Annotated in this window: 33 protein-coding genes; 24 read left to right on the forward strand and 9 right to left on the reverse strand. The window is 30.3% G+C overall.

Going from position 1 to position 18,940, the window contains the following annotated elements:
• Window positions 1-92 precede the first annotated feature (92 nt).
• The 10 genes from ACIQ7L_RS10150 (at window position 93) to ACIQ7L_RS10195 (ending at window position 6,010) form a co-directional block, all read left to right on the forward strand.
• Window positions 93-452, forward strand: a complete 360-nt coding sequence (locus ACIQ7L_RS10150; protein ID WP_400568742.1) for a hypothetical protein — start codon at window positions 93-95, stop codon at window positions 450-452.
• A gap of 351 nt (window positions 453-803) precedes the next feature.
• On the forward strand, window positions 804-1,190 hold the full coding sequence (locus ACIQ7L_RS10155) for a hypothetical protein (RefSeq protein WP_400568744.1): 387 nt from the start codon (window positions 804-806) through the stop codon (window positions 1,188-1,190).
• A 148-nt stretch (window positions 1,191-1,338) separates the two neighbouring features.
• Entirely contained in the window at window positions 1,339-2,076 is a 738-nt protein-coding gene (locus tag ACIQ7L_RS10160; protein WP_400568746.1) for a hypothetical protein, read from the forward strand.
• Window positions 2,077-2,237: 161 nt separating this feature from the next.
• On the forward strand, window positions 2,238-2,636 hold the full coding sequence (locus ACIQ7L_RS10165) for a DUF6908 domain-containing protein (RefSeq protein ID WP_400568747.1): 399 nt from the start codon (window positions 2,238-2,240) through the stop codon (window positions 2,634-2,636).
• Between the two features lie 55 nt (window positions 2,637-2,691).
• A complete protein-coding gene (locus tag ACIQ7L_RS10170; protein ID WP_400568749.1) occupies window positions 2,692-2,946 on the forward strand; it encodes a hypothetical protein in 255 nt (84 codons plus the stop codon).
• Window positions 2,947-3,074: 128 nt separating this feature from the next.
• Window positions 3,075-3,506 carry a hypothetical protein gene (locus ACIQ7L_RS10175; RefSeq protein ID WP_400568751.1) on the forward strand — a complete coding sequence of 144 codons (432 nt, stop codon included), beginning with the start codon at window positions 3,075-3,077 and terminating at the stop codon, window positions 3,504-3,506.
• A gap of 72 nt (window positions 3,507-3,578) precedes the next feature.
• A complete protein-coding gene (locus tag ACIQ7L_RS10180) occupies window positions 3,579-3,983 on the forward strand; it encodes a hypothetical protein (protein ID WP_400568753.1) in 405 nt (134 codons plus the stop codon).
• A gap of 12 nt (window positions 3,984-3,995) precedes the next feature.
• Complete coding sequence (locus tag ACIQ7L_RS10185; RefSeq protein WP_400568755.1) at window positions 3,996-4,343, forward strand: hypothetical protein; 348 nt, start codon at window positions 3,996-3,998, stop codon at window positions 4,341-4,343.
• Window positions 4,344-4,670: 327 nt separating this feature from the next.
• Window positions 4,671-5,477: a hypothetical protein gene (locus ACIQ7L_RS10190; RefSeq protein ID WP_400568757.1), complete on the forward strand. Its 807-nt coding sequence runs from the start codon at window positions 4,671-4,673 to the stop codon at window positions 5,475-5,477.
• A 131-nt stretch (window positions 5,478-5,608) separates the two neighbouring features.
• Window positions 5,609-6,010, forward strand: coding sequence for a hypothetical protein (locus ACIQ7L_RS10195; protein WP_400568758.1), 402 nt, complete (start codon window positions 5,609-5,611; stop codon window positions 6,008-6,010).
• Between the two features lie 327 nt (window positions 6,011-6,337).
• On the opposite strand, the gene ACIQ7L_RS10200 is transcribed toward ACIQ7L_RS10195, so the two are convergent.
• Together ACIQ7L_RS10200 and ACIQ7L_RS10205 are read right to left on the reverse strand one after the other, a co-directional pair.
• Window positions 6,338-6,670, reverse strand: a complete 333-nt coding sequence (locus ACIQ7L_RS10200) for a DUF3846 domain-containing protein (RefSeq protein ID WP_400568760.1) — start codon at window positions 6,668-6,670, stop codon at window positions 6,338-6,340.
• A gap of 152 nt (window positions 6,671-6,822) precedes the next feature.
• Complete coding sequence (locus tag ACIQ7L_RS10205) at window positions 6,823-7,431, reverse strand: SprT family zinc-dependent metalloprotease (protein WP_400568762.1); 609 nt, start codon at window positions 7,429-7,431, stop codon at window positions 6,823-6,825.
• A gap of 451 nt (window positions 7,432-7,882) precedes the next feature.
• Between ACIQ7L_RS10205 and ACIQ7L_RS10210 the strand changes: the two genes are divergently transcribed.
• The 3 genes from ACIQ7L_RS10210 to ACIQ7L_RS10220 all read left to right on the forward strand — a co-directional run bounded on the left by ACIQ7L_RS10210 (window position 7,883) and on the right by ACIQ7L_RS10220 (window position 10,751).
• Window positions 7,883-8,659 (forward strand): DarT1-associated NADAR antitoxin family protein, encoded by a 777-nt coding sequence (locus tag ACIQ7L_RS10210; protein ID WP_400568764.1) that lies wholly within the window; start codon window positions 7,883-7,885, stop codon window positions 8,657-8,659.
• Between the two features lie 173 nt (window positions 8,660-8,832).
• Window positions 8,833-9,456, forward strand: a complete 624-nt coding sequence (locus ACIQ7L_RS10215) for a hypothetical protein (protein WP_400568765.1) — start codon at window positions 8,833-8,835, stop codon at window positions 9,454-9,456.
• Between the two features lie 140 nt (window positions 9,457-9,596).
• Window positions 9,597-10,751, forward strand: a complete 1,155-nt coding sequence (locus ACIQ7L_RS10220) for a DUF2325 domain-containing protein (protein WP_400568767.1) — start codon at window positions 9,597-9,599, stop codon at window positions 10,749-10,751.
• 62 nt (window positions 10,752-10,813) lie between these two features.
• On the opposite strand, the gene ACIQ7L_RS10225 is transcribed toward ACIQ7L_RS10220, so the two are convergent.
• Complete coding sequence (locus ACIQ7L_RS10225) at window positions 10,814-10,960, reverse strand: hypothetical protein (protein ID WP_400568768.1); 147 nt, start codon at window positions 10,958-10,960, stop codon at window positions 10,814-10,816.
• 100 nt (window positions 10,961-11,060) lie between these two features.
• Here ACIQ7L_RS10225 and ACIQ7L_RS10230 point away from each other — a divergent pair, with 100 nt between their 5' ends.
• The 10 genes from ACIQ7L_RS10230 (at window position 11,061) to ACIQ7L_RS10275 (ending at window position 15,110) form a co-directional block, all read left to right on the forward strand.
• Window positions 11,061-11,348, forward strand: a complete 288-nt coding sequence (locus ACIQ7L_RS10230; RefSeq protein ID WP_400568770.1) for a hypothetical protein — start codon at window positions 11,061-11,063, stop codon at window positions 11,346-11,348.
• Window positions 11,349-11,624: 276 nt separating this feature from the next.
• Window positions 11,625-11,843 carry a hypothetical protein gene (locus tag ACIQ7L_RS10235; protein WP_400568771.1) on the forward strand — a complete coding sequence of 73 codons (219 nt, stop codon included), beginning with the start codon at window positions 11,625-11,627 and terminating at the stop codon, window positions 11,841-11,843.
• A gap of 111 nt (window positions 11,844-11,954) precedes the next feature.
• Window positions 11,955-12,185: a hypothetical protein gene (locus ACIQ7L_RS10240; RefSeq protein WP_400568773.1), complete on the forward strand. Its 231-nt coding sequence runs from the start codon at window positions 11,955-11,957 to the stop codon at window positions 12,183-12,185.
• Window positions 12,186-12,302: 117 nt separating this feature from the next.
• Window positions 12,303-12,926 carry a hypothetical protein gene (locus ACIQ7L_RS10245; protein WP_400568775.1) on the forward strand — a complete coding sequence of 208 codons (624 nt, stop codon included), beginning with the start codon at window positions 12,303-12,305 and terminating at the stop codon, window positions 12,924-12,926.
• Between the two features lie 43 nt (window positions 12,927-12,969).
• Entirely contained in the window at window positions 12,970-13,488 is a 519-nt protein-coding gene (locus ACIQ7L_RS10250) for a hypothetical protein (RefSeq protein ID WP_400568777.1), read from the forward strand.
• 3 nt (window positions 13,489-13,491) lie between these two features.
• Window positions 13,492-13,773, forward strand: a complete 282-nt coding sequence (locus ACIQ7L_RS10255) for a hypothetical protein (protein ID WP_400568779.1) — start codon at window positions 13,492-13,494, stop codon at window positions 13,771-13,773.
• Window positions 13,770-14,093, forward strand: a complete 324-nt coding sequence (locus tag ACIQ7L_RS10260; RefSeq protein WP_400568780.1) for a hypothetical protein — start codon at window positions 13,770-13,772, stop codon at window positions 14,091-14,093. Before ACIQ7L_RS10255 ends, ACIQ7L_RS10260 begins: the two co-directional genes overlap by 4 nt.
• A 15-nt stretch (window positions 14,094-14,108) precedes the next feature.
• The gene (locus ACIQ7L_RS10265; protein WP_400568783.1) at window positions 14,109-14,483 is read left to right on the forward strand and encodes a hypothetical protein; all 375 of its coding nucleotides are present in this window, start codon (window positions 14,109-14,111) and stop codon (window positions 14,481-14,483) included.
• Window positions 14,484-14,509: 26 nt separating this feature from the next.
• Entirely contained in the window at window positions 14,510-14,734 is a 225-nt protein-coding gene (locus tag ACIQ7L_RS10270; RefSeq protein WP_400568784.1) for a hypothetical protein, read from the forward strand.
• Between the two features lie 220 nt (window positions 14,735-14,954).
• On the forward strand, window positions 14,955-15,110 hold the full coding sequence (locus tag ACIQ7L_RS10275) for a hypothetical protein (RefSeq protein ID WP_400568786.1): 156 nt from the start codon (window positions 14,955-14,957) through the stop codon (window positions 15,108-15,110).
• Window positions 15,111-15,392: 282 nt separating this feature from the next.
• Here ACIQ7L_RS10275 and ACIQ7L_RS10280 read toward each other — a convergent pair whose 3' ends face one another.
• The 6 genes from ACIQ7L_RS10280 to ACIQ7L_RS10305 form a co-directional block, all read right to left on the reverse strand.
• The gene (locus tag ACIQ7L_RS10280) at window positions 15,393-15,587 is read right to left on the reverse strand and encodes a hypothetical protein (protein ID WP_400568788.1); all 195 of its coding nucleotides are present in this window, start codon (window positions 15,585-15,587) and stop codon (window positions 15,393-15,395) included.
• 139 nt (window positions 15,588-15,726) lie between these two features.
• On the reverse strand, window positions 15,727-16,140 hold the full coding sequence (locus ACIQ7L_RS10285) for a hypothetical protein (protein ID WP_400568790.1): 414 nt from the start codon (window positions 16,138-16,140) through the stop codon (window positions 15,727-15,729).
• Between the two features lie 113 nt (window positions 16,141-16,253).
• Window positions 16,254-16,619: a helix-turn-helix domain-containing protein gene (locus tag ACIQ7L_RS10290; RefSeq protein ID WP_400568793.1), complete on the reverse strand. Its 366-nt coding sequence runs from the start codon at window positions 16,617-16,619 to the stop codon at window positions 16,254-16,256.
• A 138-nt stretch (window positions 16,620-16,757) separates the two neighbouring features.
• Window positions 16,758-17,066 (reverse strand): type II toxin-antitoxin system PemK/MazF family toxin, encoded by a 309-nt coding sequence (locus ACIQ7L_RS10295; protein WP_400568794.1) that lies wholly within the window; start codon window positions 17,064-17,066, stop codon window positions 16,758-16,760.
• On the reverse strand, window positions 17,056-17,226 hold the full coding sequence (locus ACIQ7L_RS10300) for a hypothetical protein (RefSeq protein WP_400568796.1): 171 nt from the start codon (window positions 17,224-17,226) through the stop codon (window positions 17,056-17,058). The genes ACIQ7L_RS10295 and ACIQ7L_RS10300 overlap by 11 nt, the downstream gene beginning before the upstream one ends.
• Window positions 17,227-17,333: 107 nt before the next feature.
• Window positions 17,334-17,597, reverse strand: coding sequence for a hypothetical protein (locus ACIQ7L_RS10305; RefSeq protein ID WP_400568799.1), 264 nt, complete (start codon window positions 17,595-17,597; stop codon window positions 17,334-17,336).
• 173 nt (window positions 17,598-17,770) lie between these two features.
• On the opposite strand from ACIQ7L_RS10305, the gene ACIQ7L_RS10310 reads away from it, so the two are divergent.
• Window positions 17,771-18,781 carry an ADP-ribosylglycohydrolase family protein gene (locus tag ACIQ7L_RS10310; RefSeq protein WP_400568801.1) on the forward strand — a complete coding sequence of 337 codons (1,011 nt, stop codon included), beginning with the start codon at window positions 17,771-17,773 and terminating at the stop codon, window positions 18,779-18,781.
• Window positions 18,782-18,940: the final 159 nt, after the last annotated feature.

Below are 18,940 nucleotides of genomic sequence, written 5' to 3' on the forward strand. Positions count from 1 at the left end.
AAAGGGTATGAGTGACAAAGGGAAATTAGTGTTTGGATTCAAAGATGTAAAGATAAAAGAAAAATAATTTTACTTTGAAAGGAAAATCATGAATGAGAGATAAAGATACTTGGATGGTCATTTTGGGACTGACTGTTTTAGTTTTAGGGATTTATACAATATTTTTTGTGTTCGCTTCTTTAGATGAAAAAAGAGAGATTTTTTTTAAAAATCAAGATTCCGCTATAATGACAATTCTTTCTAAAGAGTTAAGCATACCGCCAAAAGAAATCGTGCTAAAAAAAGATAATAATGAAAATGAAGAAAATGAATTCTATACAGCTACAACCTCAAAAGGTGTATACCAATTCAAAATTACTGATAAAAGCGAATGGGACGAAAGAATGAAAGGGATATCCAAGCCAGTTATAGAACATATGGCTCAAGTAAAAATGGGGTTCACAGATAAATAAAATCTATACATTAATATAAAATGATGAAGTAACATGAAGAGGTTTATTACCTTGAGTTTAGATATCTTTCTAATTTTCCTTATTTTTGATGGAGGTATTGTATTTTGCATTTATATGTCATACGAGCATAATACATACATTGATAAATATAACAAAGATAAAATTAAAGCAGTATCTAACAAGCTACATATTTCTGAAAATGAAGTAATCCTATTAGATGAAAAGAGTAGTTATTCGGTTTTTTTGCAAGCACATCAAAAGGTCAATTTCAATTCAAAATAGATATAAAAGGCGACAATCCTGTTATTACAGAAATGAATCGTGTAGAGAAAGTAGAAAGGAGTGATGATGTTGAGTAGTATTAATAAAGAAAATGATGAACAAGTAAATAACAAGGAATCCAATAATGATGATTTAACTAAAAAAGCATCTCAAGTATTTTTAGCATTGGTTCTTGTTTTTGGATTTATGGCTTCACTTTTCTGGGCGATTCACAGTCAACAACAACATTTAGTTAAAAGGTTGGATGACTCTGAGACAAAAAAAATACAAGTTGTTGCAAAAGAGCTTGGTGTAAAAGAAAAAGATGTTGTATTGGAAACAGGAGATTCAGAGCTTGTTTATACAGCTACTACTCCTAAGGGGGTGTACAAATTGAAAATCATACATGAAGAAGAACCAGTAATCAAGAATATGTCAGAAGTGAAATTATATCTAAAAGATGAAAAGAATGAGTAATAAAAAGAAGAGAGGTGAAAAAACTCTCTTTTTTTGTTTATTGCGAATTAAATTTTTAATTAGTTATGAATGGGAATGGTTACTCCTACAATATGAAGATGATATAAAACAGGTAATTTAAAAAATTTATTAAAAAGGTGGAAAAAACATGAATTATTTAAAACTTGCTTCTTTATTAAACGCTAAAGAAAAGAAGGATGTCGTGATACCAAGAGATTACGATAAAATCATCTTATCTGCTAACCAAATGGAGAAAGTCGAAAAGTGGTTTGAAAAGAATTATGATGCTGAAAAAGGTGGATTTCCTTTAGAAAAAGGTGTGATTGAACTTGAAGTAAAGATGGGAATCATAACGCAACAGACTTACATTATGTTTGACTTACATACAGATAAAGTACATTTCACTATCTATGATATGTATGGAGAAATAATGATAGAATTTAATTCTTTTATAAAAGGTGATGTGATGAAAAATGAAATTATTGACACTTATGATATAAGGGAGAGAATGTTAAAGGCTGAATTTCGTTCGAAACAAGATGGATTAATGTGGTATACACTTAATATATTTATGCAAGTTAGTTATTTCATGATGAACTTTATTGACGATACGGAAGTGGTTCGAGTGAGGAGCATTAACGGAGTTCATGAAAAGAACACTTCAAAAGGACGGGTTGTTAAAAATAGTAGAAAAATAGGGAGAAAGATTTATAGATTTCGTATTGATAATGACCTGCCTAAAAGAGAATATCATGCAAAGACAATGGCTTGGACAAGAAGGGCTCATTGGAGATATCTAAAAGATGGAAGAAAGGTATTTGTAAAGCAAACGACTGTAAAGAGAAGTCAAGATGCACAGGTAGAAGCAGGAGAATATAGATTATAATAAAATAAGGTATGAATATTGTAGACCTCTTTTTAAATAAAGGGGTCTTTTTTATGGATAATAAAGCATTTATTTATATTTATCTTATAGCGAAAGTATAATACTTAGAATATAACAAAGTAGGTATTTTTTATTAAATTTATTTATAAGGAGCGATTCAAATGGATTTTGAATTCAAAGCATTTCGTAAAGTAGTGGAAAATATTATTGAGCAACATAAAGGTTCTATATCAGATTTCTTCAGTAAAGAGAATGATATGATTCGAATTGAAAAAGAGAATTTCTTACCATTTGTGATTGAAAAGGTTCAAGATACGTTACTCGTTGGTTTTTATAGAAAACAAGGTGGCGACTGGATTTCCGACCCTGTATTTGTCTTTCATTTAATGAATGGATGTTGGCTTCCTATTCGATTAGAGCAATGGATAGGAGATACAATGTTAGGGCTTATGGAAGATGGCCAATACAAATGGAACAAGCGAGCGATGAAAAGTGCAAAATCTTTTGCTACAGATTGTTCAAAAGAATGGAAAGCGTATTTCTTAGAAAAAGAGTGTTAATGGCAAACTTCAATTAAACAGGTGTTTAAAAGTGAGAAAAAAGGAGCGGATAATCATGAAAAAGTTTGATAATTTAGCAACAACTTTAGTTTCAAAATGGCATGGCAAAGAGGTCGAAGAAATCGTTGTTAATAATGAGAACATGGATGAAATGAACCTTATTGCTTTAGTAAGCGAAGCTATTGAGGATAAAATAAAAGAAACATTAATAGGTGTAGATGAGGGGTATGTTTCCGAATTAATTGGTGAGAGTTTTGAAAACATAGACTATAGAGCTCTTATTGCGTATTACAAAGAATCATCATTATAAAAATCAGGTGGATAAACCAAGCAGATAAACATGCTTGGTTTTTTATATTTTTGCCATAAAAAATCTATAATAAATGGATTATAACAAAACAGGTATTTAAAGAAATTCATTATTGAGGAGTGTTTTATATGTGTAAAAAAGTAATTCGAGTAAATGGTGGATTATACGTTAAAAAAATGAGAAAGGGTTCATCATTTAGAAAAGCTATTTTATTCACATTGGATTTACAGGAAGCAAAAAATGTAGAAGAAAGAGATATTGAAGATTTGATTCCCTATCTAAATAAACATATAGGGGAAAATAAGTTTACATTTGAGTCAATACAAGTACAATTAGCGAATCAATCGATGTTCAAACCATCTGTCGTATATATTGAATTAAAATCAGGAGTAATCTTAGAAAATAAAGATTCTGAAGGGTTTAATTTAGGAACGGTTGTGGAGATAAAAAGACAATTGCAATCTACACAAACTTATCATTGTTATGTAGATGAGGTTACTACAGTAACTGTTCAATCAGTCGATGTAAAAAGAATATGGAGTGAAAAAGAGTGTGCTTAAGTACACTCTTTTTGTTGACTATAGTTTACGAAGTGTTAAAATACATAATTATGAGGAAGTGAGGGAATATAGATGGATTTTATCTGTATAGCAGGTGTTACCTTGCCTATTTGTATGCTTATTTCTTTTCTTTATACAAAAATTGTTCTTCACAAAGACATTCGTGATACTGCTCGATATCAATGGATTGCAATTGTACTAAGTGTAATCATATCTGTATTTATTATCGTGGGATACACGTTGTTTATAGAAATAAATCTTAATAAAGACAGGGAAAAAGTAACTCAACAAGCGATAAAGAAAATAACTATTGATGAAGTAAATAGTTTTGATATTAAGATAAAGAAAGATGCGAGAAACAAAGATAGATTTTCTGTTCCGTATGAAAATGAAATTTATAATATTTATTTTTATCCTGATACTGCTTCTATAAAAGAAATTATTAAGGAATCCGATAACGAGAATGTAGAAATGTAAAGGAGTTTTGTAATGAAAAGTATAATAAAAGGGAAAAAGAAGTTAGAAATGTGCGATGGGGAAATGAATTTCTCTATTTATGCTCATGTATTAGAAAAGTTCAGATGGGATTGGACGAATATATCCGTGGAATTAAATGATAATGTTATTGCTATTGGATATTTCGAAAATCGAAAGGTCGTCATTGAGAAGAAGATAAATTTTGTTGCCTCTCACTATGTAAAAGAAAAAGATTGGATGCAGGTAGATGAAGTATCTTTAAGGTTTCATCCTACTGATATTGTTCAATTATTAAGGTTATTGAAAGAAGAAATGGAAGAACCTATGAATCAAGTAGAAACTGCTAATGTTATTGAGTAATAATTATTTTTCGTTGTAAACACTATAATTCTATATAACAAGTGGATAGAGGAAGAGATACCTGGCTAAAAAATCTCATAGAGGTGTGGGAGACCTGGCAAAATAATTCCTGTGAGGTGTGAAGAACCTGGCGAAATAAACTTCTCCACTTGTATATCTCTAAATATTAGTACCCATTATTCATGTAGAGCTATAATTGTTATATATGAAGAGTTAACCCAAAAGACCTATTGAGGTCTTTTTTTGTTTTTGTTGACTATAGTTTATGAAAATAGTAATATTAAATTATCGGATTGACAATAGTAAATAAAAAGGCGGTGAATCATCATGAAATACATTATTAAAACAAGAGCGGAGCGGTTAAAATTCAAACAAACAGAGCTCTATTCTAAAATGAATAAACTAAGCCTATCCATAGGGTTGAACTCTATTTGGTCATTAGGAAATCTTATGAAACTTTGTAAAAAAAGCAAAGCGAACAATTTTTATGAATGGGAATCGTATTATTTCGCAAGTGGAAAGAAAAGAAATGGTTTAATCAAGCGTATGACACCAGAAAAACAAGAGTTCGTGAAGAAATATACGTTAGATGAAAAGGAATCAGAAGAACTCAAAAATGTTCTCTCCTACAAAGAACGAACTGTGAATTTTGAACACGGTCGAAAATTAGAAGAGATTTTTGAGATGGGTGAACTTCTGTATGAAGAAGCAACAAGACGAGGAAAAAAACATGTATCCATTAATGATTATGTAAACTTCATTTACATTTCTGTCATTGATGTCCCGTGGATGGGCTATTCTCGTGAAATAAATGCAATTTCAACATTGCATGAACGATTTAATTGGTTAAGATTTCAAAGGGCTCATGATAGTGAAGATGTTGAATTTGCGATTGATTATAAAATTTTTAGAGCGGATAAATTACTTGGAGCCATTCAAATTAAATCAGAAAAAGAACTCCTGCGTAGTCGAAAAGGAAAGAAATTCTATTCAGAAAACGTAAGAAGGGCAAAAGAAAAAAGCAAGGTATATTCTGATAAAAAGAATGTTCCAGTTCTATTTGTATATGCAGGAGAACATGGGAAAATTGCAAATAAAAATGTGATACGACAAATCTATAAATTAAGTGCCTAAAAAGCGGAGTGCAAATAGTGCTCTGCTTTTTATTGGGAACGAATACTTTGATACACAAGTGCTTATAGTATTCATTGGGGTTAAATAAAAAAAGGTGTTAATTGGTATTAACTGAAAGTGAGTGAGGCAACATGATTAGAATATATAGCAACGATATACCAAAAGAGTCAGTACATTTTTTCTTAACAAAAGCAAAAAAAGTATTAGGATTATCTGCATTTCACTTAATTTTTCTACCTTGTAATTATACAAGTTTTCATGTGGAGGAGATTGTAGGTATTGCAAACGCAAGAAAACAGCACATCCAGTATATGCTTAAAGAAGAGAAAACGGGTTTTGTATATAAAAATGTGATTGTATATGTAAAATCTAAATGGAATAAAGAAACACAATTAAGGCTATTAAAAGATTTGTATCTTACAAAAATGTGGAATAGTAAACGTTTCTTATCTGATAAAGATGTAAATGCGGTAGTAAATTACGTATATAAACATTATTTTAACGAAAAGCAGAATATGAAATTTTCAGCATGAAGGACTGTATTTCAATTTATTTTGGATTCAGTTCTTTTGTTTTGGAATAAATCAGGGATGATTTTCCTATGATAAAGCATGGTGTAAAAAGCCTACAAAATAGTTTTTCTTTTGAAAAGCATAGATATAGGATTCTATGATTAATGTTAATAGAAGAACAGCTCGACTACCTATGACATTAATTCTGTAAAACATGGCATACCAAAACAAATGTGTAGTGAGCAGATGAAGTCGATAATACGGGTGGTGACCCGTGAGACCCTTTAGTAAAAGGGTAACTCAAGAGAAGGTAGATGGATAAATTTATATTCATCTACCTTTTGTGTTTTATCCAGGGAAGTAAATCCCCTTTTTAGTGATAGAAGAAGCTATCAGGTCAATATCATCATCTGTTAGGCTATCAAGTTCTCCATATTGTGTTGCATCATTTCCTTTATAATATTTTGAAATGACTAATACTCCTGCGATACCAAGAGTATTGATAGGGAATCCTTTCATTCGGCCGTCTTCATCGCATAAACCAACAAAGCCATTTCCTAATGAAAATTGCTCTAAATAGCCACCTCCAATCAATGCTTTTATAGATTCTAAGTCATTCGAAACTTTCTTGATATGAGCTCTATCGCCATCTATTTGTATTAAACGTATTGTCTTGCTCATTGTATGTAAAAACTCCTCTCAGTCAGATTTAACTACAGTTAATATTATTATACATGAAAAAAGACATCCATATATGGATGTCTAATATTTAAACAATAGTTTTGTACGAATTCATATAGATTAATAATCATTAGTATAAGGGATTTTTTGTATTAACTAAGATTATTAGATGCTATCTCGAATGCTTTTCTTGCTTCTTCATTGTGAAGATTAGCCGTTTCACCTGCTCCAACTCGCAACAATTCTTCCGCAAAACGAACATCTTTGTCTTGCCACTTTGCACCAGTTATATGCAGATACCAGTGACATAATTCATGCAAAAGAACTTTTTCAAAATATGACTCTTCAATTAAAATCAAAAATTCGGACCTAAAAATAATAGATTCTGTTCCTGCATGATATGCGCCCAAATATACTGTTTCCAAAGATTCATCTGGGTTAAACACAATATTTGGTCGATTTCTTATACCCCAGTGTTTTGAAATAAGATAATCCATTTTATTTCTTACTGTTGAAGGGGGAATTGAACAGTGACTTCTTAATTCATTAACTTCTTCTTGTGTAGCAAGCCTGATATTTTCGTCTTGGAAAAACTCTACATCAAATATACGTTCATGCACTCCTAAAGAACCGAATAATGAGATGGTTTCATAATACTCTGCATCATCATCTTCGTATTTCCCTTTACGAATTACAAACATAATTGTTTTCGTAAATTCATCATCATAAGTATAGTAGTCCCCAATAATTATTGTCTTCATTATTAATTCTCTTCAACTTGTAATAGGATAGTCCTTTTCTGGAATGTTTCCATTTATTTAACAATATTTTTCGATAAATTTTCCTGGTGTGTTTTCATCATACAAGATTCAAATCTGTTTGAATTATATTTCTTATGTACATATTGAACATACTTTTTGTTATCAGAAACTTGGCGCTCCCCAATCTTATTACATTTGGGACAACGCAATAGTGACTTATTAGATAAAGTTCGTTTCCTTTTTGTATGGTCCACAATTAATGTTTCTTTTAACATAAATAATCCCACCTTTTTTATTCTTCAATGCTTGCTTACATTCCCTAATTTGTATAAGTCTTTTTATTATACTTCATTTGACATCTGATTATAAATCATTCGAAAACTCAATAAAATACAGTGGATATTTTATAAATTAGGTATATTTCATATTTATTAAAAAGGAGCGGTTTTACATGGCTGTATTTTATGGAGTTGAATTAGTAGCGGAATCAGGAGAAACTTATAAACTATTGCAGTTCAAAGATACATTTCCTGCGATTTTTACTGAAGAAGCAGTAGAGGAAGGCACGGCAAAAATGGATGTAAAAGATGCAAAAGAATTATTGGTTTTTGTTGGTGGTCGAGAAAAAATAGAAAAGAAATTATTGAACGAGATTTTGGATTTTGGTATATTGAACGGATTGGATGACTCGCCAAATTGTATTCAAATTCGAAAACTAAATATTTTAGAGTGTTCTACAAAAGGTGATAAACGTTTTACAGCTTTATGTGCAAAAGTTTCAGTACACGATACATTTGATACAATTGAAAACCACTATCAAAAGTCTAAGGTTTTTCAGGGTGAAGATGGCATATATTACACTTGTAAAAAATGGGAAGATGCAAAAGGGAAAAAACCTGTTGCTTGCAAAATTGGTAATGTTGTACTGCCGATAGGATATTTATCTATGTTTTATGAATTACTTTGGTATAAATATCTAAAAAGTAATGAGTATTTAATAGATGTATTAGCAAAATATGATGATTATCATGATATGTTCAAAAGTAAAAAATCTATGGTATGCCAAGCAGATACCATTCGAGAATATATGAAGGATGAAAATGATGAATGGTATCAGGAAGAAGAGCGTGGGAAAGCCTTACTTAAGAAGTGTAAGCCACTTGTTCGTGCGTTACATACAGGAGAAGGAATGAGTGAATTGGATGGTATTCATATTGAAATAAGATAATAGATTACTTGCTATGGTATACAAAATACATGATACTCTGTTAAAGTAAAAAGGTGGGGGGCTTCCTGCCTTTTACTATTTTTATAGAATAATCGTTTTTCTTATTTGTTATAATAAGTGAGTATATATAAATAGGTATTCAATTTTGAATGAGTTAAAAAGGAGATTGATGAATGATGAAAAAGCAATTTACAATGGATGAGAATATGGATAGATTACTGGATGCACTACATAAAACAAAGGAAGAACATGGATTAGATTTTCAGGGTGTTGGTGAAACCATTGCTGTGTCTAACAATTTAACAGGAAAAAGTTTTCTTGTTGATGTCTGGGGACATGATGAGTTATCAGATGTTAAAGATGGTGCTCGATGCAAAGCGATTTATGAAGTATTTAGAGATGCTGTTGAAAATCCATATGGTGTGGTAATTCAGCCAGAAAAGTTATTGTATAAAGCGAGTCAACCAAAACGTATGGTGGATTGGGTAGTTAGTCAATTAAAAGATAATCAAAACAGGGATTTAATCGTAAAGAAATTAGAAACGATTGATGAGGATTTAGAATTAAACTGTTACAACTCTTTAATTGAAAAATTATCAGTTGATGAGTTAAATAAGGTTCTTGAGCGTTTAGAAGAGGAATGGACAGATGTTGCAGTTGTTATGGAAAACAAAGCCTATATTGTTGAAATTAAAACTGTAGATAATGAAAAAGATTTGGATATTTTATTAGCAGATGTATATAAAAATAGATATGGAGTATCAGACGAAGACTTTGAAAATAAGTTTGGTATTTAATATTACCCATCATGAAAAGACTACATAATAATGTAGTCTTTTTGCGTTTGTGCAGGAATTATTCATGTTTTGTTATTTCCTTTGCTTTTCCTATTCCATTTATATAATATAAATATATAAATGGAAAGGAGTCATTTTCTGTGGATAATACAATACTTGAACAAATAAAGAAAGAACTGATTCAAACACTTGAACATTTAACTTTAGAATCTTTGGATGAACATAAAAAATTAACGAATAAGTATTTTGATTTATTGGAAGGATTAAAAGTAGTAGAGGAGACGAAAAAGAATTTACTTGCCTTGTATCCTGTTAATTATGAAAAAGAAAAAATAGATATTCTAACAGAAAATAATCAGATTGCATCAAAAACAGAAGAATTTGTAAAAAAAGACAAAAATGTTTTTGAGATGGGAAAAGAATCTTCAAAGCATAAACTTCAAACTCAAGTAGAAGTCACTCAAACTAAAATGTATTTGTTTGAAAGGAAAATTAGGGGCGGTTATGTTCCTGAAATAAATGGTTTTGTTCCTGAGAAAGTAATCAGAGACTTAGGTTTAAAGCATCATGATTATGTATATGCAATTGAAGATGGTTTTGCTAATGGAGAGATGAAGAAATATCACTATTCTTTAGCAAAACGAGCAGAAAGGTTTTTAGATAATAATCGTGTACAAGTCAACTTCTGTCCCGTAGAAAAAGATGGAAACATGTTAGTCGTTCGGAAAAGCTTACAAGATGGAAGAAATATAAAATTCAATGAAGTTCCCTATACAATACTGCTTAGTGAAGATGATGTTATAGATTTTCATTTAAAAGAAGATATGATAATAGATATTGCGTATCCTGCTGATAGACCAGAAATAGCAAAAGTAGTTTGGTCATATGATACAAGGGACAATGAACCTGAGGTCGAATTAGTATTCAAAAATAAAAAATCTACATATAAAAAAGACGAAAAAATAGCTGATGAAAATTCAATTATTATAGATGAAGAATCTTTAAAAGGAAAAAGGATTCTAATTGTGGGAAATGAACCTAAGAAATCAATTTATAAAGAAAGTATTGAGGAAAGGGGAGGAGAATTCCTTTGGGCTGATGCCAGAAGTCATATTACGATATTAGAACCACTCGTAAACAAATCTGATATGGTGATATACTTGTTGAAAGTAAGTAAACATGTAGCGATGAAGCAGATAAAGGCATTATGCAAAGAAAGAGACATCCCGTTCCTTACAACATTTAGTACAGGTAAAACAACAATTGTGAAAATGGCAGAAGAAACAGATGTTTAATAAATGGATATAAGATAAAGCCATCTGTCATGAGATGGCTTTTTATGTATACATGGTCTAAATTACTTGCCATTTGTAAATATAATTTCTCCATTCCCTCCTTGGATAACTTCAAATCCTGCATCTTTTAGTAATTTATCAAACTCTGCATCACTCATCTTAGAAAACATACTTTCAATTCTTTTCTCCATATCTTTTATACTCTCCATCTATATCATCTCCTTTGGAATTATTATGTAGATTTTCATCTTGTAATTCTATATAATATATTATATATAGTCAACAAAAAAGGAAAAGGAGAGATATATGATGAATCTTACTGCAATAGATTGGGAAGAGGAATTGAGAGATAAGCTTCTTTTTCAGCTACATATTCACTATAAATTTGAGAAAATAGAATTAAGAAGAAAAGGTACAAGAGATTTGTTTTGTTTATTCTATGAAGAATGGGAGAAAGAAAACAAATCTGTCAAAATAACAGAAGGTATTAAGATGTTTATTATAGCGATTAGCCAAAAAATAGGATGGATAGAAGAGATAGATAATGAATTGGTCTTGAAAATAAAAAGGGATGAAAAATATGAAAAAAATAAGTAAAACTGTTCAAAGAAAACTGTATAAGATGTATGCAGAAGCAGTTGAGCATTTAAAGAAATAAAGTATATAGGGTACATATAAAATATAACACCATATTTTTAAAATAATATAATTTTATGTTATATTTTATATGCGGAATTTAAAAAATTATATATATAATGAAACAAAATAAAAAATGATAGGATGCTATATCATAGCGTCTTTTTTCATAATAATTGGTGGATTTCTAAATAAAACAGGTATGAAAGATTAATTGTTAAAAGGGAGATAGTAGAAATGTTCACAAAAGCACAGCAAAAAATGATTGAAAATGGCGTGAGAAACTTAGAGATTTTTGGATATGTAGGAAAAGTAACGAAAGAAAATATTTTAACGAATCATGTTTTCTCTATGTATTTTGAGAAAGAATTAAATAAGTGTTTCGGTGAAGGGTTCGATGAAGATATTCGTGGGTTACTTGAGATTATCAACAATAATAGGCAAGTTGCCATATAGAGAATACAAAGATAGATTAAAAGAGGTATAAAGAATAATAACAATATCAGGGGTTTCTATACTGAATCAAGAAGAATACAAAGTTTAGAAAAGATGATAAAGTATTTAGGGATGATTAAAGCTACTATCAAATTTGACCATAGGTTTGTAGATAGCCAGTATGAAAAAATGTCAGAAGCGTTGATAAATATTTCTTCTGTCCATAGTTATGATTTTCGAAGAGATAATAACATGCTTTGGATTGAAAATGCAAAAGATGATTGTTATGAAGTAATTAGTTACTTCACAGAGAAAGAATTGTCATATTTAAAGAAGTATTTTAATTGTGAAGAAATTAAATGAAATAAAAAAGACTTCTCATTTACGAGAAGTCTTTTTTATTTTTTATTTACTATAGTCAATATTAAATTTGGTTGTTATACTAAAAGTAGGTATTTAGTAAGGGGAGGATGAATAAAAATGTTTAAAATTTTCGATGAAAATAATAATAAATTATATGAGGTCGAAGATTTTCTTAATAAGAATATGCCTTATCAAATTGGTTTAGATGGAAAAATCTATAAAACAACGGATTATTTCGAATTGACAGAAGTCCCATACGCAAAATTATTACATGTTTCTGAACGAAAAGATGAGACAGGTACTTTAATAACGGAAGGAGATGTTTTGCAGTTTCCGTTTGCACGAGGTCTTGTAATCTACAAGGACTCAAGTTTTTGGATTAAGTGGTTAGATTGGAATCAAAGATGCTGTTTCCCTGCTTATGATTCGTTAGGAATGGAACCTATATTACATACAACGGAATTAAATTCTCTCATTATTGATAGTGTTTACTTGAAAGAAGAGCGTTCTGGTGAAAAATCTTTAAAACAGGCAAAAATTCATGTAAAAACACCTCATGAGTATGAATTATTAACTCTCTTACTAATCCGTATGTCCAGTCTAAAAGATTTTGAAACACGAACAGAAGACTCGCAATTATGGAGAGAAGAATCAAGTGATATCAGTATTACAGTTTATGCAAAACTAACAGAAAAAGAATTCTTTAGGATTTCACAGAATTATGATTGTGAATGGATTTAACACCTTAAGTTATCTTCATAACTTTCAAAAGGGAGGGGCATATATGCGTTCACGATTGAATTATTTAAACCACATATTTTATATAGGGTGTCACAATACAAAAGAGCAATTAACACTTTCAATTGCAAGTACACGTCCTGCATGTCCTGATAATGTTCGCTCTTTATTTCCCAAAGACGGTTCGATTACATTTTCAAAAGAGGAAGTAAATATTAAAGAAGAAGTGGATTTATTTATCACGAAATTAGAGCCATTCGTTAATCTTTCGTTTCAAGAATTTTGTGAGATAGAAAAAGTGGTGAAATTATATAGAAACCATCATATTCGAATCTATTTTCATATAGCTGAAGTAGCAGACAAGTATATATATTTTATGTTCGACAAAATGAACAAACAACATAAGCTAAAGGATATTTTCTTTCATTTTCGGGATGATGATAAGAACAAATTTGGTGGAAGAGGTGGCGTGGATAGATACTCTTTTGCGGTTTGGTTGAAAAAACAAGATGTGAATCTTGCTGAGTATTTTACGGAGAAATTGAAACATATAAAGGATGAATGAGATATGTATGCTTATTTTTTAGGAGTCGATGACCATTTTTGTTTGCAATCGTTTGAAAACAGGAAGAAAGCAGAAAGGTGGGTGAGTAAACAACTACAGTTATATGAGATTTGCTATAAAGGTATGGTATTTGAATACAAGATTCTAACGAATAAAGAATTTATAAAAGAAATGGATAGATTAAAAGAATTTGAAAAAAGTATTAATATAAATACTTTTTCTTGTAGAAGGTTAGGGAATCAATTAAGAAAAACTGTAGAAGAAGAAAGGATGAAAAGACAATGAGCTCAGTACAAACACATTATATTATGATTGGGGCTAATATCGGATATGACAAATATGATGAGGTTGAATGGGAGAAATATGAGAAATACCAAGATAAACATCCTTCAAAAATAAAATATATAAGTGATGGGTGTTCGGGCAAATATTTTGTTATAGGTAAAGTTTTAGATTATGACCCAGAAGGATTTGAGGGTTTTTCATTATTTGAATATAATGAGACGTTATACATTGAAGATAAAAGGCAAATCAAAGAGCATGTAAAAGAAAATTTTGGAATGGATGTAGAGCCAACATTACTTATTTTCACACATTGGCACTAAAAAGGAGTAGAGATTATGAAATTTATTCCAAAATATTTAGCAGTAGCCTTAGGGTGTTCCTTTCTTTTATTCGGATGTAGTTCATCGGATAATAAAGTAGAAAAAGAAGTAAAACACCAAGAAAAAGAATCTGTTACTAAGCAAGGAATAAAGCCAGTTGAGGAATTAATATATAAACAAGTGGACAGTAGAGATGATGGTTATAAAGATTACTATTATAGAGTCTACTATAATCATGCAAATAAATGTGTAACCGAACAGCATATGGTACAAGGAGCATATGGCCCGATAATGACATCTAACTACTTATTAGATGGTGAGACAAAGCAACCTATGTGTGGGAAATCCCTTGAAGAAGCAAAGGCACTATTTCAAGCAAAAGAAAAATAAATGATTTGAATGAAGGATGAGTAGGTATGAATAAATATGTTGTGGTTGTTTACCCGAAAGATGATGACTGGCAAATTATAGATGTAGAAGCTAATTCAAAATTACATGCATCAATTAAAGCAGTAAATGAAGTTATTGGGTACGAAGTGTATAAAGAAAACAATGTTATCTTTAAGTCAATTGAAGAATTAAATGATGTTGTAGGAAGTTTAGGAATTATGCGTGTAGGAGAGGTTCTCTTAAGAGGTTAATCTTTAAGTTTTTAGATTGCCATGATTTTGAAATTTTACAGTAGGGTGAAAGTTAAAGACCTATAAAAAGAGCCGTTAATTACTTTTTCATGTAAAAAAAGCCCATAAAATAAAGGTTTGTGCATGAAAAATATGGTATAATAGAAGGGTAACTAAATCGAATTGTAGGGTGGTATTGGTTCACTCTTTTCTACTTTTTGTAGGAAGGAGGTGAGCGAATATGGATGAAATCTTCTTAGCGATTATTAAGGGTGTGTCCAGTGGTGTATCAAGAGCTGTCACGGAACATATCCTAAAAAAGCCTTCAGATAAAGAAGAAACCACCCTGCACAAATCGGAGAGTCAGGATGGTTCGAAAAAAGAAACAAATAATTAAATTATGAACCAAGCCACTTTGCAAGTAATTTGGTTACAAGAGCGGGAGTGTTGGAGCACTCTCGCTTTATTAGTATACGTTGTTTGTTCGAAATTATGAGGCTCATAAAAAGAAGCCTCAAATACATTATAACATAAGAAATATAATTTCAAACATTTATTTAGATGTCTACGGCACAAAAAAAGAACCGTACTCTATAATATTAAATAATAGTGAATTACGAAACCATTTTCTAACCTTTCATATTTTCAGCCATCACCTAAAATCTTTTCTTAAGTATTATTATTTTTCTAAAATGCCATACAAACGATTTACTGAAACTTTTTCTGTACTCCATCTACCTTTTATTTCTTCTCTTATTGCTTCAACTATCTCTGCTTGTTTAATAAGCCATTCAACTTGTTCTTCGGTCAAATTAATGTAAGGAGGATATGAAACAGAACCCAATTCAAAATCTTTTTTAACTTCTTCCAACATAATAACCGCACCTTCCTTTAATTCTCAATATTTATCTTTTATACATAATTAATTTTAGCATCAAATAATTAATTTAGTTAAAAATAGTCTATTTAAATTGCTAAAGCCATTGTTAATTGCTTGACTAATATTTACTTTTTTATATTCGTTCTTTTATATTTGATAAACCACACTTCAATGAAAAAGGAATAAGAAAGCCTTCTTCCAGTTCATCTTCATCCATAAAACGTGTAAACTCTGTTTTGTCAAATGTAACATTCATTTTATGCCAAAATGGAACAGCATCTGGAATAGATTCACCCCAAATTTCGGTAATTCCTTCTTGTTTTTTTAAATGGCTAATAATTTCTGTGCCATGTCCAACTCTCTCTTTCAAACATTTAATGTATTGAATATATACAGAACCATCTGTTTCAAACTCTGCTTCTCCATATGCAATCGGCACATCATTCTTAAAATATAAAATTCTATTTTCCATATAAGTCAATGATTTCAAAATGTCCCCAGACGTTTTTTCCTGCATGACGTTTAAATCCTGTGTATAAGTTATCATGTTCTACATCTCCTCATAATTCATTGATTTTCAATACCTGTTTTATAAATATCTACTTATCATATGGGAGAGAAGATGCATTTATAATAAAATAAAAAGCCCTAAATATTTTTTTAGGACTTCTTGTCTAAATTTATTAATTGCAGAACGTCTTCGAGGATTCTTCTTATCTTCTTCTGTTGCTCTGAAGGCAATGATTTTACTTTGTTAAATGTATTTAATAGTTCTTTTTCTAATTCGGAGGTGTCATCTTTGCTTGTATATTTACTATCTGAAATACCCATTATATAGTCTGCTGAAATACCTGATAACTTCGATATTTTCTCTACTGTTTCCCTGGAAGGTTTTCTTTGCCCATTTTCATATAAAGAAATCATAGATTTATTTATATGAATAATTTCCGACAAACCTCTTTGACTTAAGTCTAATATATCAACTCTAATTTCCCTAATTCTATTTCCAATTTTATTAGTATTCATTAGGTACATACTCCTTTTACTGTTAATATTTAGCAACTAATATGTATAACGATTCTTTTTATATCCCTTTATAAGAAATAAACTTCAATATTCTTTACTAAGAATACCATAATAAAAAGGCCTGGATAGTATCCAAGCCTAAAAATAACTTCGTATTGTCTTTAATACTTTTTCTAAATCATGCTCTTGTAGTTTACCGATTTTAAACAATAGTTCTTTGTAATGCACCGTATTTATTTTTGAGCATCTGACTACAGATGGTTTATCTAAACCTGCTTCTTCCCATTCTTCAAGAACTACATCAAATTCATTTCTGGGTTCTTGACTTGTAACAGTAGCAACTAATCGGTCCAATTCAACGACTATATTATCATTGCTAATAATTACAACAGGTCTTTTCTTTCCATTTAACTCCAAAAACCAAACTTCGCCACGTTTATTCTTCATCATTTTCTCCCCAAAGCATTTTTTCTTTTTCTTTTTCTAATTCTTCTTTGGGTGGTCTATTATCAAAATATTTATCAAATAGACTACCTAATAACTTTATCCGCTCGCTATTATTCATTTCTTCAATAGATTTCATAATTTCATCAGCAGTCTTTTTCATAATTTCACCTTCTCAAGGAATTGTTTTATAAATTATATCACATCCTTTTGTTTTAGAAGTGTAAAAAGATAAGATATAGACTTAACTAATTCCTTTTATATAATTCTTCAACGTGTCTGTTTATTTGTACCGTAACGTTCAAGTAATACACGTTCTGCATAAGCAGTAATATAATCTTCCTTTTCATACGATTTGAAGTCAACGGTTTGATTCGCCCATTCATTGTAAATAGGCTCAATAATGTTAACGAAACAGTCATAAAGGTCATCTGCTTCATATTTAATATTTCCTGCATCTCGTAAAGAAGTGGCAATTGCAGATACCTCACAAATTCTTGCTACTGCTTCTACTTCATACATTTTTTTAGTCATAATAAATCTCTCCTATTTATATCTCTTAATATAAGAACCAGTTTTTTAATACCAATATATTATAGTGAGTCTGTATCACTTGTATTCAGCACATTGAAAGGAATGAGTATATAAATAAAAGCCTAAGATAAATGAATAGAAGATAAAGTATAAAAAGTTCAAGGAGTGATGAAATGAATAATAAGTTATATACAGTGAAACAATCTATTTTTAAAAGATTATTCAAAATGGACAGGAATAAAAACCAAGAAAACCCAGTTTTATCAGGATTATTAGGGTTCTGTGTAGGAGATGCTTTGGGTGTTCCTGTTGAATTTCAATTAAGAGATGAAATAAACAAGATAACAACCATGACAGGCTATGGTACACACAATCAACCACCTGGCACCTGGTCAGATGATAGCTCTCTTACATTTTGTTTAGCAGAAAGCTTGATTCGTGGTTATGACTTGAATGATATCAAACAAAAAATGTGTGATTGGTATTATTATGGATATTGGAATGTAAATGATAAGTTGCCTTTTGATATTGGCCGAACAACCTTCAAGGCTCTTTCAAAGATAAAAGCAGGAATTAATTTATCTGAAGCAGGAGAGCAAAACGAAAAAGATAATGGGAATGGTTCTTTGATGAGAGTGTTACCGTTAGCTTATTACTTGAAGGAGAAAAAAACAAAAGATAAAATTCCGCTCATAGAAGAAGTATCTGGAATTACTCATGCCCATATACGTTCAAAGATTGCTTGCAGTATATATGTGGAGTTTGCTATACAACTATTAAATTATCATTCACCAATAATAGCATATGAAAAGATGAAAGAAGTCATTATCCCTTATTACAAAAACAAAGGGCATCAAGAAGAATTAAATCATTTTAAACGAATTTTAGAACATGATATTTCTACTTATCAGGAGCATGAGATAAAAAGCACAGGATATGTAGTAGATTCTTTAGAGGCTTGTTTATGGTCTTTTTTAACAACAACAACTTTTTCTGATGCTGTATTAAAGGCTGTAAATTTAGGAGAAGATACAGATACAATAGGAGCTTTAACAGGTGGCTTGGCAGGGATATATTACGGTGTAAATAGTATCCCTAAAAGGTGGGTTCGGACTATTAGCAGAAAATCGGATATATATGATTTATCTAATAGATTTTGTCAATCTTTGTTAAAAAATAAATGAGTTTTCAAAAGTGTAAAGAGCATAATGCTCTTTTTTAATTTATCTTAATTAATTTTTTAATGCAAAGTCCCAGAGAGTTGAATAACTCGACCAATTGAAATCTAAAATAAATGGAATATAGAAAATAGGTATTTTAAAAATTTATTTAACAGGGAGAGA

The organism is Bacillus sp. NPDC094106 (assembly GCF_044764345.1).
GTDB lineage: Bacteria > Bacillota > Bacilli > Bacillales > Bacillaceae_G > Bacillus_A.

Excerpts from the sequence above, each read along its gene's own strand:
- ACIQ7L_RS10150 (WP_400568742.1), top strand. The coding sequence starts at position 93 with ATGAGAGATAAAGATACTTGGATGGTCATTTTGGGACTGACTGTTTTA.
- ACIQ7L_RS10160 (WP_400568746.1), top strand. The coding sequence starts at position 1,339 with ATGAATTATTTAAAACTTGCTTCTTTATTAAACGCTAAAGAAAAGAAG.
- ACIQ7L_RS10165 (WP_400568747.1), top strand. The coding sequence starts at position 2,238 with ATGGATTTTGAATTCAAAGCATTTCGTAAAGTAGTGGAAAATATTATT.
- ACIQ7L_RS10170 (WP_400568749.1), top strand. The coding sequence starts at position 2,692 with ATGAAAAAGTTTGATAATTTAGCAACAACTTTAGTTTCAAAATGGCAT.
- ACIQ7L_RS10175 (WP_400568751.1), top strand. The coding sequence starts at position 3,075 with ATGTGTAAAAAAGTAATTCGAGTAAATGGTGGATTATACGTTAAAAAA.
- ACIQ7L_RS10180 (WP_400568753.1), top strand. The coding sequence starts at position 3,579 with ATGGATTTTATCTGTATAGCAGGTGTTACCTTGCCTATTTGTATGCTT.
- ACIQ7L_RS10185 (WP_400568755.1), top strand. The coding sequence starts at position 3,996 with ATGAAAAGTATAATAAAAGGGAAAAAGAAGTTAGAAATGTGCGATGGG.
- ACIQ7L_RS10190 (WP_400568757.1), top strand. The coding sequence starts at position 4,671 with ATGAAATACATTATTAAAACAAGAGCGGAGCGGTTAAAATTCAAACAA.
- ACIQ7L_RS10195 (WP_400568758.1), top strand. The coding sequence starts at position 5,609 with ATGATTAGAATATATAGCAACGATATACCAAAAGAGTCAGTACATTTT.
- ACIQ7L_RS10200 (WP_400568760.1), bottom strand. The coding sequence starts at position 6,670 with ATGAGCAAGACAATACGTTTAATACAAATAGATGGCGATAGAGCTCAT.
- ACIQ7L_RS10205 (WP_400568762.1), bottom strand. The coding sequence starts at position 7,431 with ATGAAGACAATAATTATTGGGGACTACTATACTTATGATGATGAATTT.
- ACIQ7L_RS10210 (WP_400568764.1), top strand. The coding sequence starts at position 7,883 with ATGGCTGTATTTTATGGAGTTGAATTAGTAGCGGAATCAGGAGAAACT.
- ACIQ7L_RS10215 (WP_400568765.1), top strand. The coding sequence starts at position 8,833 with ATGATGAAAAAGCAATTTACAATGGATGAGAATATGGATAGATTACTG.
- ACIQ7L_RS10225 (WP_400568768.1), bottom strand. The coding sequence starts at position 10,960 with ATGGAGAGTATAAAAGATATGGAGAAAAGAATTGAAAGTATGTTTTCT.
- ACIQ7L_RS10230 (WP_400568770.1), top strand. The coding sequence starts at position 11,061 with ATGAATCTTACTGCAATAGATTGGGAAGAGGAATTGAGAGATAAGCTT.
- ACIQ7L_RS10235 (WP_400568771.1), top strand. The coding sequence starts at position 11,625 with ATGTTCACAAAAGCACAGCAAAAAATGATTGAAAATGGCGTGAGAAAC.
- ACIQ7L_RS10240 (WP_400568773.1), top strand. The coding sequence starts at position 11,955 with ATGATTAAAGCTACTATCAAATTTGACCATAGGTTTGTAGATAGCCAG.
- ACIQ7L_RS10245 (WP_400568775.1), top strand. The coding sequence starts at position 12,303 with ATGTTTAAAATTTTCGATGAAAATAATAATAAATTATATGAGGTCGAA.
- ACIQ7L_RS10250 (WP_400568777.1), top strand. The coding sequence starts at position 12,970 with ATGCGTTCACGATTGAATTATTTAAACCACATATTTTATATAGGGTGT.
- ACIQ7L_RS10255 (WP_400568779.1), top strand. The coding sequence starts at position 13,492 with ATGTATGCTTATTTTTTAGGAGTCGATGACCATTTTTGTTTGCAATCG.
- ACIQ7L_RS10260 (WP_400568780.1), top strand. The coding sequence starts at position 13,770 with ATGAGCTCAGTACAAACACATTATATTATGATTGGGGCTAATATCGGA.
- ACIQ7L_RS10265 (WP_400568783.1), top strand. The coding sequence starts at position 14,109 with ATGAAATTTATTCCAAAATATTTAGCAGTAGCCTTAGGGTGTTCCTTT.
- ACIQ7L_RS10270 (WP_400568784.1), top strand. The coding sequence starts at position 14,510 with ATGAATAAATATGTTGTGGTTGTTTACCCGAAAGATGATGACTGGCAA.
- ACIQ7L_RS10275 (WP_400568786.1), top strand. The coding sequence starts at position 14,955 with ATGGATGAAATCTTCTTAGCGATTATTAAGGGTGTGTCCAGTGGTGTA.
- ACIQ7L_RS10280 (WP_400568788.1), bottom strand. The coding sequence starts at position 15,587 with ATGTTGGAAGAAGTTAAAAAAGATTTTGAATTGGGTTCTGTTTCATAT.
- ACIQ7L_RS10285 (WP_400568790.1), bottom strand. The coding sequence starts at position 16,140 with ATGATAACTTATACACAGGATTTAAACGTCATGCAGGAAAAAACGTCT.
- ACIQ7L_RS10290 (WP_400568793.1), bottom strand. The coding sequence starts at position 16,619 with ATGAATACTAATAAAATTGGAAATAGAATTAGGGAAATTAGAGTTGAT.
- ACIQ7L_RS10295 (WP_400568794.1), bottom strand. The coding sequence starts at position 17,066 with ATGAAGAATAAACGTGGCGAAGTTTGGTTTTTGGAGTTAAATGGAAAG.
- ACIQ7L_RS10300 (WP_400568796.1), bottom strand. The coding sequence starts at position 17,226 with ATGAAAAAGACTGCTGATGAAATTATGAAATCTATTGAAGAAATGAAT.
- ACIQ7L_RS10305 (WP_400568799.1), bottom strand. The coding sequence starts at position 17,597 with ATGACTAAAAAAATGTATGAAGTAGAAGCAGTAGCAAGAATTTGTGAG.
- ACIQ7L_RS10310 (WP_400568801.1), top strand. The coding sequence starts at position 17,771 with ATGAATAATAAGTTATATACAGTGAAACAATCTATTTTTAAAAGATTA.